13 protein-coding genes are annotated in these 13,230 nt (G+C 65.4%); 4 read left to right on the top strand and 9 right to left on the bottom strand.

Annotated features, from left to right (window positions below; genetic code table 11):
- Nucleotides 1–212 precede the first annotated feature (212 nt).
- The 8 genes from putP to U0C82_RS05410 form a co-directional block, all read right to left on the bottom strand.
- The gene (gene putP / locus U0C82_RS05440; protein WP_322186078.1) at nucleotides 213–1,721 is read right to left on the bottom strand and encodes a sodium/proline symporter PutP; all 1,509 of its coding nucleotides are present in this window, start codon (nucleotides 1,719–1,721) and stop codon (nucleotides 213–215) included.
- Between the two features lie 87 nt (nucleotides 1,722–1,808).
- Nucleotides 1,809–3,152 carry a glycolate oxidase subunit GlcF gene (glcF, locus tag U0C82_RS05435; RefSeq protein ID WP_322186077.1) on the bottom strand — a complete coding sequence of 448 codons (1,344 nt, stop codon included), beginning with the start codon at nucleotides 3,150–3,152 and terminating at the stop codon, nucleotides 1,809–1,811.
- A 123-nt stretch (nucleotides 3,153–3,275) separates the two neighbouring features.
- Nucleotides 3,276–3,458: a hypothetical protein gene (locus U0C82_RS05430; protein WP_322186076.1), complete on the bottom strand. Its 183-nt coding sequence runs from the start codon at nucleotides 3,456–3,458 to the stop codon at nucleotides 3,276–3,278.
- Nucleotides 3,389–3,637, bottom strand: coding sequence for a DUF5615 family PIN-like protein (locus U0C82_RS18930; RefSeq protein WP_416186625.1), 249 nt, complete (start codon nucleotides 3,635–3,637; stop codon nucleotides 3,389–3,391). The genes U0C82_RS05430 and U0C82_RS18930 overlap by 70 nt, the downstream gene beginning before the upstream one ends.
- The gene (locus tag U0C82_RS05425) at nucleotides 3,634–3,849 is read right to left on the bottom strand and encodes a DUF433 domain-containing protein (protein WP_322186075.1); all 216 of its coding nucleotides are present in this window, start codon (nucleotides 3,847–3,849) and stop codon (nucleotides 3,634–3,636) included. Before U0C82_RS05425 ends, U0C82_RS18930 begins: the two co-directional genes overlap by 4 nt.
- Before the next feature lie 40 nt (nucleotides 3,850–3,889).
- Nucleotides 3,890–5,143: a glycolate oxidase subunit GlcE gene (gene glcE, locus U0C82_RS05420; RefSeq protein ID WP_322186074.1), complete on the bottom strand. Its 1,254-nt coding sequence runs from the start codon at nucleotides 5,141–5,143 to the stop codon at nucleotides 3,890–3,892.
- A complete protein-coding gene (locus tag U0C82_RS05415; RefSeq protein ID WP_322186073.1) occupies nucleotides 5,140–5,754 on the bottom strand; it encodes a Uma2 family endonuclease in 615 nt (204 codons plus the stop codon). The genes glcE and U0C82_RS05415 overlap by 4 nt, the downstream gene beginning before the upstream one ends.
- A gap of 3 nt (nucleotides 5,755–5,757) precedes the next feature.
- Nucleotides 5,758–7,251 (bottom strand): FAD-linked oxidase C-terminal domain-containing protein, encoded by a 1,494-nt coding sequence (locus tag U0C82_RS05410; protein WP_322186072.1) that lies wholly within the window; start codon nucleotides 7,249–7,251, stop codon nucleotides 5,758–5,760.
- Nucleotides 7,252–7,645: 394 nt separating this feature from the next.
- On the opposite strand from U0C82_RS05410, the gene U0C82_RS05405 reads away from it, so the two are divergent.
- Nucleotides 7,646–8,437 carry a chromosome partitioning protein ParA gene (locus U0C82_RS05405; protein WP_322186071.1) on the top strand — a complete coding sequence of 264 codons (792 nt, stop codon included), beginning with the start codon at nucleotides 7,646–7,648 and terminating at the stop codon, nucleotides 8,435–8,437.
- Nucleotides 8,438–8,482: 45 nt separating this feature from the next.
- Here U0C82_RS05405 and U0C82_RS05400 read toward each other — a convergent pair whose 3' ends face one another.
- On the bottom strand, nucleotides 8,483–9,763 hold the full coding sequence (locus tag U0C82_RS05400) for a DUF3422 family protein (RefSeq protein WP_322186070.1): 1,281 nt from the start codon (nucleotides 9,761–9,763) through the stop codon (nucleotides 8,483–8,485).
- Between the two features lie 164 nt (nucleotides 9,764–9,927).
- Between U0C82_RS05400 and U0C82_RS05395 the strand changes: the two genes are divergently transcribed.
- The 3 genes from U0C82_RS05395 (at nucleotide 9,928) to U0C82_RS05385 (ending at nucleotide 13,155) form a co-directional block, all read left to right on the top strand.
- A complete protein-coding gene (locus U0C82_RS05395; RefSeq protein WP_322186068.1) occupies nucleotides 9,928–10,722 on the top strand; it encodes a (Fe-S)-binding protein in 795 nt (264 codons plus the stop codon).
- A 307-nt stretch (nucleotides 10,723–11,029) separates the two neighbouring features.
- Nucleotides 11,030–12,481: a LutB/LldF family L-lactate oxidation iron-sulfur protein gene (locus U0C82_RS05390; RefSeq protein WP_322186067.1), complete on the top strand. Its 1,452-nt coding sequence runs from the start codon at nucleotides 11,030–11,032 to the stop codon at nucleotides 12,479–12,481.
- On the top strand, nucleotides 12,478–13,155 hold the full coding sequence (locus U0C82_RS05385) for a LutC/YkgG family protein (RefSeq protein WP_322186066.1): 678 nt from the start codon (nucleotides 12,478–12,480) through the stop codon (nucleotides 13,153–13,155). The genes U0C82_RS05390 and U0C82_RS05385 overlap by 4 nt, the downstream gene beginning before the upstream one ends.
- Nucleotides 13,156–13,230 lie beyond the last annotated feature (75 nt).

The raw sequence follows: 13,230 nt of genomic DNA, 5'->3' as shown, positions 1-13,230 counted from the left end.
CACCGCCGAGCACTTGGAAGCTTGATCGGATTTGAGGAATCCCGTCCTCGCCTCTTCGCCGCGACGGGTTTGACCAATATCCCGTCGATCGAGAAGCCGAAGACCGATCGCGATCCGCCACCGCTTGTCCGAGACGGCACGAACGAAAAACCCCGCGCCGATGGTCGGACCATCCGCGCGGGGGAATGACGAACGGGTGTTCGCGGTTCGGCCTATCGTGCCGGCTGGGCGCGTCCGTCGATCGGGCGGAACTCCCCGGCGGTCTCCGTCGCCTTCGAGACCAGGATGATCGCGACGAAGGCCAGGATGAAGCCGGGAATGATCTCGTAGATGCCGGGTCCGCCGAGGAAGCTCGATCCCCAGCCGAGCGAGATCCAGACGATGACGGTGACGGCGCCGGTGACGAGACCCGCGACGGCGCCGGCGCCCGACATCTTCGGCCAGGTGAGCGCCAGGATGATCAGCGGACCGAAGGCCGCGCCGAAGCCGGCCCAGGCGTTGGACACGAGGCCGAGGACCTGAGAGTTCGGATCGCCGGCGATGAAGGCGGCGACGACCGCGACGAGAACGACGCAGGCCCGGCCGACATTGACGAGTTCCGTCTCGCCGGCTTCCTTGCGCAGGAACAGCCGGTAGAAATCCTCCGTCAGCGAGGACGAGGCGACGAGCAGCTGCGAGGAGATGGTGCTCATGATGGCGGCCAGAAGCGCGGCGAGCAGAAAGCCGGTGACCAGCGGATGGAAGAGGAGATCGGCGAGCACGATGAAGATCGTTTCGGGATCGGCGACGTCGAGACCGTTGCGCACCGCATAGGCCCGGCCGAAGACGCCGAGGCCGATGGCGCCGAGGAGCGAGATCGCCATCCAGCTCATGCCGATATTGCGGGCGGCCGGAACTTCCCGGAGCGTGCGGATCGCCATGAAGCGCACGATGATGTGCGGCTGGCCGAAATAGCCGAGCCCCCATGTGACCGCCGAAAGGAAGCCGAAGAAGGTCAGCCCGTTGAACAGGGACAGGAAGTCCGGATCGACGGCGGCCAGCGTTTCCCCCGCGCCGCCGAAGCCCGAGCCCTGGCCCGAATAGAGCACGACGAGGGGCATGATGATCAGAGCGAACATCATGATGCAGCCCTGCACGAAATCGGTGAGGCTGACGGCGAGGAAACCGCCGATGACGGTGTAGGTGAGAACGATGGCGAGCGTCAGCCAGATGCCGATCGAATAATCGCTCCAGCCGCCCATGTCGATGAGATCGCCGAACGCGCTTTCGAAGAGCTTGCCGCCGGCCACGAGGCCGGAGGCGGTGTAGACCGCGAAGAAGACGACGATGACGACCGCCGACACGGTGCGCAGCGCCATGGCCTTCGAAGGAAAGCGCTTGGAGAGAAAGGCGGGTATGGTGAGGGCGTTGTCGTAGCGCTCCGTCTGCTCGCGAAGGCGCGGGGCGACGATGATCCAGTTGAAGAAGGCGCCGACGAAGAGGCCGATGCCGATCCAGGCTTCGACGAGGCCGGATGCGAACAGGGCTCCGGGAAGGCCGAGGAGCAGCCAGCCGGACATGTCCGACGCACCGGCGGAAAGCGCGGCGACGGACGGGCTGAGCTGGCGCCCGCCCAGCATATAGTCTTCGGAGTTCGACGTCGATTTTCGCCAGGCATAGAACCCGATGCCGAGCATCAGGATGAAATAGGCGGCGAGGCTGATATAGACGCCAAACTGCATGAAACGGAGCTCCGGTCGTTACGGCTACCCGACCTCAGCTAGAGCCCCCATCCGGACCGTCAACACAAATCGGCCCGGATCGCGTCCCTATTCCGCCGCAATTGGCCGTGACTCGCGGCGTGGTTCGAGGCCCGAGAGCAGGGCCGGCTTCTCCCCGCCATGGGCCCAATCGAGCAGTTCGATCGTGTGCAGGATGGGAATCGCGGTGCCCGACGCGATCTGCGTGATGCAGCCGATATTGCCCGTCGCGATCGCCTGCGGCTTCACGCTTTCGATGTTCCGGACCTTGCGATCCTTCAGCTTGCCGGCAATCTCCGGCTGGGTGATGTTGTAGGTGCCCGCCGATCCGCAGCAGAGATGGCCTTCCGGCACCTCGTGAACGATGAAGCCGGCATCGGCGAGCAGCTTGCGCGGCTGCTTCTGGACCCGCTGGCCGTGCTGCATGGAGCATGCGGAATGATAGGCGACGTCGAGACCCGTGGCATTGACCGGCGCCGGCAGGTCGAGGGTCGCCAGAAATTCCGTGATGTCCCGGGTCATGTTCGAGATTGCGGCCGCCTTTTCGGCATAGTCGGGATCGAGGCGCAGCATGTGGGCATAGTCCTTGACCGTGGTGCCGCATCCGGACGCGGTGATGATGATCGCGTCGAGACCCTCGCGCTCGACTTCGCCCGTCCAGGCGTCGATGTTCTTCTTCGCGAAGGCATGGGCTTCGTGTTCGCGGCCCATATGGTGGACGAGCGCGCCGCAGCACGTCTCGCCTCGGGCGACGACGACGTCCACGCCGACACGGTTGAGAAGGCTGACCGTCGCCTCGTTGATGCGCGGATCGAGAACCGATTGGGCGCAGCCCGTCAGGATCGCGACGCGGGCTCTCGCGGTTCCGGCGGCCTTGCGGGTGCCCGGCTCGTTGATCGCCGAGGGTGCGGGCACGTGGGCGGGCGCCAGCCGCAGCATGGCGGCCATCGGCTTCAGGGGCTTGATCCTGTCGAGAAGGCCGGCGAGCGGACGCGCAAGCCTTGCGAGCGTGAGGCTTGCACGGAAGCGCTGCGGATAGGGCAGGGTGAGGGCTAGGATCTGCCGGGTCAGCCGGTCGATCGGCGGACGCCTGTAGGTCGCCTCGATATGGTTGCGGGCGTGATCCACCAGATGCATGTAGTTGACGTCGGCGGGGCAGGTCGTGATGCAGGAATTGCAGGACAAACACCGGTCGATATGGGTCACGGTCTCGGCATCCGCCGGCCTGTCGTTCTCCAGCATCTCCTTGATCAGGTAGATGCGCCCGCGCGGCGAATCCAGCTCGTTGCCGAGCGTCACATAAGTGGGGCAGGTCGCCGTGCAGAAGCCGCAATGCACGCATTTGCGGATGATGCCGGCGGAATGGGCGACATCGGGATTGTCGAGCTGCTGGGGGGCAAAATGGGTTTGCATGTGTCAGGGTCCTCCTCACCCCTCGATGGCCCGGTCGCCATATGGTCTGAAAAAAAACGATCGGATCATGTCCGGCCGCGTCCTGGCGATATGGTCGAAGCGTCTCGAACGAGCTTTCTGGTTTCAGTTCCGCGATTGTTCCGTCAAAGCGGCAACGCTGCCGTCGACATTCATCTGAAGCTTCGCGCCAGGGTCCATGGAGCCGATGAGTTCAGCGATCGATGGCGCAAGCATTTTCAGTTTTGGCCAGTTGTTGGTTGCAGGACGATCAGGCCGAATGGCTTGTTCGATAGGGTTTGCTGCCATGGCAGATCTTTGTCGCATGTGAGAAGGAGCGCGAATCCTTCCGTTTGCGTTCGCTCCAGTAAGGCACTGTCGGAGACTTGTTTCCAGGCCTCCGGGAAAGGTTCGCAGTCGACGCCGAGCTCTTGAAGCGACCGTGCCAACAGGCGAGGCACGCACTCGTCGAGCAGGATCCGCCTCATGCCGCCGAATGGTGAAGTTCCCGCGCCGCAAGCTGAAGCGCTGCTTCCGCCCGTTCCCGCCCGATCCTCGGAAAGTTCTGCAGCACCTCGTCAAGCGAAAGCCCGCTGGCGAGATTGTCGAACAGGGCTTCGATCGGAATTCGGGTTTCCTTGAACACGACGGCGCCGCTCATCACGTCGGGTTTGGATTCGAAAAGATCGTTCCAGTTCATGTCGGTCGTTCCCTTGCCCACGCATCCGCTCCCAGCGATCCTACCCCATCTTCCCCGGATTGAGCACGCCGCCGGGATCGAACTGCTCTTTCAGCCGCTTCGACAATCCCGCCAGGGCGGCCGCTTGCGGCTGGAAGACCTGCGTTGCGGCGCGGATCTGCTCCGATGCCCGCACGAGGGTGGCGTGGCCGCCGCCGATGCGCGCGACGCCGGCGCGCACGAGGTCTGCGTCGGGCTCGCCGCTCTCCATGCGCAGCCAGACGAGACCGCCCTGCCAATCGTAGAAGGCGTCGATCGCGGCGTGCCGGCGAAGCCCCATGACGAGCGCATGGCCCTTCGTCGGCGCCACCGAAACGCGCCAGACCGGGCGCTCCGTGCCGTCCGCGAAGGGGGTCGCGTCCTTGATGTCGCGCCAGAGCGCGCGGGATTCCTCGCCGTGCAGTCGCTCCAGCCGGCCCATCCGTTCCAGCACGAGGCCGAGATGGTTGGCGCGTGCGTCGACCGAGGGTCCGAAGCCGTCGAGCCGGATCACGGTCGCGGCGTCGTCGCCGAGCGCGCCGTCGATGACGCGTCTGGCGACGAGCATCGGCAGATGGGCGGCGGCGGATGCTTCGGCCGGCGAGCCCATGGCCCTGGCCATCGCGGTCGCGGCGTCCTCGTCCATCAGCCCGCGCAGGACGAGCGTCGTCTCGGCTTCCGTCTTGGGCAGCACCTTGATCGTGATGTCGCTCATCACCGCGAGCGTGCCGAACGAGCCCGTGAGACCCTTGGAAAGATCGTATCCGGTGACGTTCTTGACGACCCGGCCGCCGGACTTGAAGATCTCCGCCCGCCCCGAAACGGCCTGGACGCCGAGGACGTGGTCGCGCGCGGCACCCTGTTTCAGCCGGCGGGGACCCGCCAGATTGCAGGCGACGACGCCGCCGATCGTGCCGAGCCCGCGCGGCTTGCCGTGCAACGGCCCGTAATCGATCGGCTCGAACTCAAGGCGCTGGTTCTCGCTGTCGACCAGGGCCTCGATGTCCGCGATCGGGGTGCCGGCCCGGGCGGACAGGACGAGTTCGTCGGGTTCGTAGAGGGTGACGCCGGTGAGGCGGGACAGCGAGAGCGTGGCGCCGGCCTGCACCGGACGGCCGAGACCGGATTTCGAACCCGTGCCTTCGACGAGAAGCGGGGTCTCTTCCGACACCGCGCCCGCCACGACCTCGCGCAACTGCTCTTTCGTCTCCGGGCGGAAGATGCGGGCGTCGGCGCCGGAAATATCCGTGCGCGCACCGTCTTGATGCTGGCTCATGCGAGGTCCGTTCGGGCGTAAAGGTCTTTCAGATGGCAGGAAAAACTGAATTCGGGAAGGGCGATGCGGTCCGAGGGGGCGGAGTAAACCGTCTCGGCCCAACCCGACGCGCGCGACCAATGACGAGCGCGCATCTCATTTTGCTCCAGAAACAGGATGTGCTGACACCCCGGAAGCTCGATATAGCGTCGGCGCTTGAAGACGAGATCGTGATGCCGCGTGGAGGGCGAGAGCACCTCGCACACAAGCTGGCAGGTTTCGAAGAACCGGTCCTGATCACGCCCGTTCAACTCGGCAACCTCGTAGACGACAACATCCGCAACCGGGCGGAAATATTCGTCCAAGGGGTGACGAACGCCGACTTCGCGCAAGACGTCGAGGTCTGGACGATTGCAACCGAGGGCGTTTGCCAGCATCCGCTCCAAATTTTGAGCGATGATGCTGTGACCGATCGTGGCTGGTGGCAGATCGACCGGTATCCCCCCGATAAGTTCCCAGCGGCCGCCATCGCCCCAGCCGGAACGATCGTCTATGTCTTGGAGAAAATCGACGAACGCCCGTTCGTCGAACTTCTCGAGCGCCTGCCTTTCCAGTTCTTCAACCGCGCTCATCGCTCAGAACCTCGGAAGATCGGGAAAGGCGACCTCGCCCTTGTGGACGTGGACACGGCCCAATTCGGCGCAGCGGTGGAGCTGGGGGAAGACCTTGCCGGGATTGAGCAGATGCTTGGCGTCGAAGGCGCATTTCACCCGCTGCTGATGTTTGAGATCGGTCTCGGAGAACATGTCCGGCATGAGATCGCGCTTTTCGACGCCCACGCCGTGCTCGCCGGTCAGGACGCCGCCCACCTTCACGCAGAGTCTCAGAATATCGTTGCCGAATTCCTCGGCCTTGTCGAGTTCGCCCTTGTTCGCATCGTACAGGATCAATGGATGGAGGTTGCCGTCGCCGGCATGGAAGACATTGGCGACCTGAAGCCCGTATTTCTTTTCCATCTCTTTCATGCCGGCCAGGACCCGCGGCAGCTCCTTGCGCGGGATGGTGCCGTCCATGCAGTAATAATCGGGCGAAATGCGTCCGACGGCCGGGAACGCGGCCTTCCGGCCCGCCCAGAAGGCCGCGCGCTCGTCCTCGTTCTGGGAGACGCGCGTGGTGGTCGCGCCGTTCCGGTTCGCGATCGCCTCCACTTCGGCCAGGAGATGGTCGACCTCCGCTTTCGGCCCGTCGAGTTCGACGATGAGGAGCGCTTCGACGTCCCGCGGATAGCCGGCGTGAACGAAGTCCTCCGCGGCGTGGATCGCGGGCCGGTCCATCATTTCCATTCCGCCCGGAATGATGCCCTTGGCGATGATCGCCGCCACGCATTCGCCGCCCTGTTCGGACGTCGGAAACCCGATGAGAACGGCGCGGGCGGTTTCCGGGGCCTGGAGAATGCGGACGGTGACCTCGGTGACGACGCCCAGCAGGCCTTCGGAGCCGGTCAGCAGTCCGAGCATGTCGTAGGCGCCGTCGCCATCGAGATGCTTGCCGCCGATACGCACGACCTCGCCCTCAATGGTCACGAATTCCAGGCCGAGGACGTTGTTCGTGGTGAGCCCGTATTTCAGGCAGTGAACGCCGCCGGAATTTTCCGCGATATTGCCGCCGATCGAGCAGGCGATCTGCGAGGAGGGGTCGGGTGCGTAGTAGAAGCCGCGATGCTCGACCGCCTTGGTGATGCCGAGATTGGTGACGCCCGGCTGGACGACGGCGCAGCGATTGTCGAAATCGACGTCGAGAACCCTGTTGAACCGGGAAAGCACCAGAAGCACGCCGTCCTCGAGCGGCAGCGCGCCGCCCGAAAGGGAGGTTCCGGCGCCGCGCGGCACGACCGGGATGTCGTTCGCATGACAGTATTTCAGAACTTTCGAGACCTGCGCGACGGTCTCGGGGAGAACCACGACGAGCGGCAGCTGGCGGTAGGCGGTCAGGCCGTCGCTTTCGAAGGCCTTCATCTCGCGCGTCGCATCGACCACGCCTTCGCCCGGCACGATCGCCCGCAAGGCGGACACGATCTCGCTCCGCATCGACAGGACGGCTTGTGACGGCTTCGGCATTGCGATCGACATGAATTTCCTCCCGAAAAACGATCAAGGCAGGCAAGGGATCAAGACGCGATCCCTATCCCTCTTGCCTTACCCCGCGTCGAAACGGATCAAACAAGAGCGTTGCGCCCATTGCAAACGGAATAGGTCCAACCTGCCTCGATATGCGCCCGTTACAGGCGTCAGGCAAGCGTAGGCGACGTTTCGCCCAGACCGGGAATGTCGGAAAACCCAATGACATTCTTGCGGTTCAAGCTTCACGCAATTGTCATAATTCACCCTGAGGTATGAAAGTGCACGCTGGGCGATGGTTGATGAAACCGGCTCGCCGACCCTGTTTCGCTCGGTCATGCGAAACGGGGGGCCAGGGTGAACTGGCTTTGGCCAAGTCCGTTGAAGGGCAGAAAGGAAGATCCGGGTGATCCGCTCGATCGGCATAGGAACGTTCAAATCGTCTGGCACGACGATCCTTGCCCTGACGGCGGCGAGCGCGGCTGCGTGCAGCGAAGGCCGCGTTGTTCTGGTCGATGCGGCACACGATCCCGATCTCGCTCTCTGGGCGCGCAAGGGGTTCGGCACGCCTGACATCGACGTGATCAGGGCAGAACGGGCGGCCGGCCTGCCCGGCATATTGAACGATGCTTCGAACCGTGGCCATCTCGTCGTCGTCGATGCCGGGCGGGACCCCGCAACGATCGCGCGGGTCGCGGCCCTTTGCGATCGTCTGGTCATTCCGGTTCGTCTCTCGCCCGCTTCGGCGCTGGCCGTGATCGCGACCGAACGTCATCTCGACGAATGCGGCGGACGGGCCGCGGACCGCCACCGACGGATTCTTGTCGCAAACGCAATCACGCCGATCCCCAGCCGGGTTGCGCGTGCGGTCGAGGCCATCGTGGCCAGTTCCGCCACGCGGCGGCTCGAGGTCGGTCTGGGTCTGAGAGCGGCCTACGAAGCGCCGTTTCTCGGTGGCGGCACGCTCTTCGATCTGATGGACGAGGATGCGCCCGGGCTTGTCCGCGCGCGTGCCGAAGCCATGGCCCTTGCCGTCGCGCTCGGTCTGTCCGATCGCCGGTACCGCGAAGCCGCGCCCGTTCGCGCCGCCGAGCCGGCGCTGCGGCGCGCGGTCCCGTCGGCGGACGATCGTCCGATCGTCCGCGGGCTTGGATCAGACCGCGGCGGGGCCGGGGCACGCAGCACGGCGTCGGGATAAAATCGTCTTGAGCCATTCAGCGGCCGGACTTGGCCGCGTCGCACTCTAATCGCGGTGCGAGGTTCGGATGCGATGCACGACCGACCACACGCCGACCAGCGCGATCGGCACGAAGGCCGCGGTCAGGATGGTCGCAGAGACGGGAAAGCCTTCCGCCTCGACCGCCTTGGCGACGTAGCCGAACAGGCCGACGACGTAATAGGCGATGGCCGCGACGGAGAGCCCCTCGACCGTCTGCTGAAGCCTGAGCTGAAGGCGCGCGCGCTTGTCCATCGAGGTCAGGAGATCGCGGTTCTGGTGTTCGAGCTCGACATCGATCCGCGTGCGAAGGAGATCGGCCGCGCGGCTGAGCTTTTCCGACAGGACCGCGAGCCGTCGATCGATGGACAGGCACGTGCGCATGGCGGGCGCCATGCGGCGCTGCAGGAACGCGTTCCAGCTTTCCGATCCGGGCACCGGCTGTTCGCCGACCGCCGACAGACGCTCGCGCACGATGTCGTCATAGGCCCGGCTCGCGCCGAACCGATAAAGCACGCGCGCGGCGGCGGCCTCCACCTCGGCCGCGGCGAGGGTCAGTTCCTGCAGAAGCTCCCGGCTTTCCTCGGCCCCGCCCTTCATCTCGTTGGTGATGTGGACGAGATGCTCCTCGAGGCCCTGGACCGTCGGCGCGATGTCCTGGGCGAGCGGAAGCCCCAGAAGCGCGAGGGTGCGGTAGACCTCCAGATCCACGAGCCGCATGGCGAGCGCGCCGGCGCGGGCCTGGGTCAGGCCGTTGGACAGGATCAGCATGCGGGTGAGACCGTCGGAATCCTGGCGGAAATCGGTGGCGGCGAATGCAAGCCCGCCTTCCATTTCCGAATAGCACAGGCTGGTCTTGTCGAAGATCGCCAGACCCTTCTCGGTGTCCTCGTCCTTTGGACGGATCTCCAGGTGGACGCCCGCGATCATCGGGCCGGGCGGCGTGAACTCGGCGCCGAACGGATGGCCTTCCACCTGGTTGCCGAACCGCTCGGGCGTCGGCCCGTCCCAGGTATAGGTCGAGAATTCCGTGTGGCTCTCCCAGCGCAGGCGTCCGCGCCCGAATACCAGCGAATGGGTGCGCGCGTCGGCCGAAGGGGGCGGCACGCCCTGGCGCCGCGACAGTTCGCCGAGGGTGGCGCGATCCTTCAGGCCGCCATCCTGCGTCATGAAGGCAATGGTGATGACCGCGCGAGGCAGGGTGATGAGCGGGAACGGCCTTGCATGGATCTCGCCGAGGACGGTCGCGCGCCTCGGATCCGTCGGGAAGCGATCCCGGCCCATTTGCCGCAGCGTTCTATCGGTCATGGCGTTTCTCGCGTTCTCGTCGTGCATGGCGTTACGTCGAAATCGGCCGTCGAGTCTATCGCGTTTGCGCTTTTTCGATGAACGGGCCACATTCTCCACCCGATCGGCGTCTTGCATGCCGTTCGGTCGTAATCGGGACCATCCTCATTCAGACAGGGCCAATCGTGACCGCAACACCTGCCAATTCGCACGCGCACCCCGGCGGCACCCCCCATGTCGGGCTGTTCGTGACGTGTCTCGTCGATCTGTTTCGCCCGAGCGTCGGCTTTGCCGCGATCAAGCTCCTGGAAGATGCGGGCTGCACGGTGAGCGTTCCCGAAGGCCAGACCTGCTGCGGCCAGCCGGCCTACAATTCCGGCGACCGGAACGACACCAAGGCGATCGCACGCGGCGTCATCGAGACGTTCGAAGGCTACGACTATGTCGTCGCGCCGTCGGGGTCCTGCGCCTCGATGATCAAGACGCATTATCGCGAACTGTTCGCGGGCGATCCGACCTGGGGACCGCGTGCCGAAAAGCTGTCCGAGCGCATGTTCGAGCTGGTCAGCTTCCTCACTGACGTGCTGGGCGTCGAAACGGTCGATGCGAGACATGAGGGCAGCGTGACCTATCACGATGCCTGCGCGGGCCTTCGCGAGCTCGGCGTCCACGACCAGCCCCGCAGGCTTCTGCGAAGCGTCGAGGGACTGACCCTCACGGAGCTTGCGGACGCCAATGTCTGCTGCGGTTTCGGCGGCACGTTCTGCGTGAAATATCCGAACATTTCCAACGCGATGGTCACGAAGAAGGCAAGCCGCATCCAGGCCTCCGGCGCCGCCACCCTGCTGGCCGGCGATCTCGGCTGCCTGATGAACATGGACGGCAAGCTGAAGCGCCTCGACGCGAACGTCGCCGTGCGCCATGTCGCCGAGGTGCTGGCCGGCATGACCGACAAGCCGCCGATCGGCGGCGCAAGATGAGCCGGACGCGGCCGACATGAAGGTTTCGGCTGCCGGATCGCGGCTGCGCGCACCCGTCGGCCGGGATCGGCCCGGCCTGCCGGACGGTCCGGCGGAACGCGGCAAGGGAAACCGGGCTTCGTCTCTCGACCTTCCCGGAGCACTTCCCCTGTACCCCGGAGCATCATGGGCCTGTTCAGATACCCGATCTTTCAGTTATGTCTTTGATTTTCCGCATCGGGCTTTCCGGAAATCGATTCTGATCCCCGCGCCGATGCTCTAGACCGGCTTCGCGACCGCGACTTCCTGCCCGCATAAGGCGAATTTGATGCAGATCACGTCCCAGAACTTCCGTTCGAACACCGTCCACGCGCTGGCCGACAAGGACCTCCAGCGCGCGCTCGGCAATGTGGAAAAGGGCTTCATCGGCAAGCGGCAGACGGTGGTGGACAAGCTGCCGGAGTTCGATGCGCTGCGCGATTCGGCCGTTGCGATCAAGCAGCACACGCTGAAGCATCTCGACCTCTACATCGAGGCCTATGTCGAAAAGGTCGAGGCGAGCGGCGGCCATGTGCATTTCGCCGAGGACGCCGAGCATGCGCGCCGGATCTTTCTCGAGATCGCCAGGCGCCGCAAGGCGAAGACGGTGACCAAGGGCAAGACGATGATCTCCGAGGAGATCGGGCTCAACGCGTTCCTCGAGGCCAACGGCATCACGCCGGTCGAGACGGATCTCGGCGAATACATTATCCAGTTGCGCGGCGAACATCCGAGCCACATCATCGCACCGGCGATCCACACCAATCGCGATCAGATCGAGACCGATTTCAGACGCGTCCACACCCATCTGGATGTCGGCCGCGACCTCACCGCGCCGGAGCTCCTGCTCGCCGAGGCCCGCGGCGTGCTGCGCAAGCGCTATGCCGAAGCCGATATCGGGGTGACGGGCGCGAATTTCCTGATCGCCGAGACCGGCAGTTCGGTCATCGTGACCAACGAGGGCAATGGCGATCTCACCCAGCTCCTGGGCAAGTGCCACGTGGTCTTCGCCTCGATCGAGAAGATGGTGCCGACCCTCAACGATGCCGCGCAGGTCCTGCGCGTCCTCGCCCGCTCGGCCACCGGCCAGGAAGCGACGGTCTACACCACGTTTTCCACCGGTCCGAAGCGCCCGAGCGATCCGGACGGACCGGAGGAGTATCACGTGGTTCTTCTCGACAATGGCCGCACCAACATGCTCGGCACGGAGTTCGAGGACATGCTGCGCTGCATCCGCTGCGGCGCCTGCATGAACCATTGCCCGGTCTATCACGCGGTCGGCGGCCACTCCTATGGCTGGGTCTATCCCGGTCCCATGGGCGCGGTGCTGACCCCCGCCCTCATCGGCGTGGAGGACGGCAAGGCCCTGCCGAACGCCTCGACCTTCTGCGGGCGCTGCGAGGAAGTGTGCCCGATGAAGATCCCGCTGCCGAAGATGATGCGCCACTGGCGCGAGAAGGAGTTCGAGAAGCACCTCCAGCCCAAGGGCGCGCGCTTCGGGCTCGGGATCTGGGCCTTTCTCGCGCGCCGGCCGGCGCTCTACCGCCTCGCCGCCTCCGTCGCCATGCCGGCGCTGAAACTCTTGGCCGGCCGCAAGGGACGGTTCTCGTCGCTGCCGCTCGCCGGCGGCTGGACCGAATATCGCGATCTGCCCGCTCCCGAGGGCCGGACCTTCATGCAGGCCTACAGGCAGGCGAACGGCCGGCCGCGGGTGCATGCGAAGCCGGAGACGTCACGATGAGCCTGTCGACGAAAACCGCGATCCTCGACCGGATCCGCCGGGCCAATGGCGCGAGCGGGGAGGATGCTGCCCGCAAGGCAAGCGTTGCCGAGCGTCTCGCCTCCAGGCCGCGCGGGATCATTCCCGAGCGCGGGCAATTGCCGCCGGCCGAACGGGTGGCGCTCTTCGTCGCCATGGCGGAAGCGGCGGTCGCGACCGTCGCCCTTCTTCCCTCGATCGAAGGCCTGCCGGCCGAGGTCGCGCGCTATCTGCGCGAACGCAACCTGCCGGCGACGATCCGGCTCGGCAGCGATGCGCGCCTCGCGCGGGCCGATTTCACGCCGACGGCGATCGAGGTCTCGAGGGGGCCGAGCGACGGCGAGGAGCTGAACTCGCTTTCCCATGCCGAGGCCGGCATCGCCGAGACCGGAACCCTGGTGCTGGTGTCCGGGCAGGCCAATCCGACGAGCCTCAACTTCCTGCCGGAAAACCATATCGTGGTGATCGACGCCTCCACCATCGAGGGAAGCATGGAGGATGCGTTCGCCGCGATCCGCCGGACATGGGGCGAGGGGATGGCGCGCACCATCAACACCATCACCGGTCCCTCCCGCTCGGCCGATATCGAGCAGACGCTGCTTCTAGGCGCGCACGGCCCCAAATCCCTGCACATCGTGGTGATCGACGACCTCTAGCGCGACGAGCTGCCGGTCCGCGCCGGACGATCGCGCCCGCGCCCGGTTCCAGCCGGTGCGAGGGCGCGACGGCGT

It is taken from the genome of Fulvimarina uroteuthidis (assembly GCF_034321785.1).
GTDB lineage: Bacteria > Pseudomonadota > Alphaproteobacteria > Rhizobiales > Rhizobiaceae > Fulvimarina > Fulvimarina uroteuthidis.
This window is presented reverse-complemented; position numbering and strand designations above follow the sequence as displayed.

Coding starts and splice junctions, on each gene's coding strand:
- putP (WP_322186078.1), bottom strand. CDS start 1,721: ATGCAGTTTGGCGTCTATATCAGCCTCGCCGCCTATTTCATCCTGATG.
- glcF (WP_322186077.1), bottom strand. CDS start 3,152: ATGCAAACCCATTTTGCCCCCCAGCAGCTCGACAATCCCGATGTCGCC.
- U0C82_RS05390 (WP_322186067.1), top strand. CDS start 11,030: ATGCAGATCACGTCCCAGAACTTCCGTTCGAACACCGTCCACGCGCTG.
- U0C82_RS05415 (WP_322186073.1), bottom strand. CDS start 5,754: ATGAGCGCGGTTGAAGAACTGGAAAGGCAGGCGCTCGAGAAGTTCGAC.
- U0C82_RS05385 (WP_322186066.1), top strand. CDS start 12,478: ATGAGCCTGTCGACGAAAACCGCGATCCTCGACCGGATCCGCCGGGCC.
- U0C82_RS05425 (WP_322186075.1), bottom strand. CDS start 3,849: ATGAACTGGAACGATCTTTTCGAATCCAAACCCGACGTGATGAGCGGC.
- U0C82_RS05400 (WP_322186070.1), bottom strand. CDS start 9,763: ATGACCGATAGAACGCTGCGGCAAATGGGCCGGGATCGCTTCCCGACG.
- glcE (WP_322186074.1), bottom strand. CDS start 5,143: ATGAGCCAGCATCAAGACGGTGCGCGCACGGATATTTCCGGCGCCGAC.
- U0C82_RS18930 (WP_416186625.1), bottom strand. CDS start 3,637: ATGAGGCGGATCCTGCTCGACGAGTGCGTGCCTCGCCTGTTGGCACGG.
- U0C82_RS05430 (WP_322186076.1), bottom strand. CDS start 3,458: ATGGCAGCAAACCCTATCGAACAAGCCATTCGGCCTGATCGTCCTGCA.
- U0C82_RS05410 (WP_322186072.1), bottom strand. CDS start 7,251: ATGTCGATCGCAATGCCGAAGCCGTCACAAGCCGTCCTGTCGATGCGG.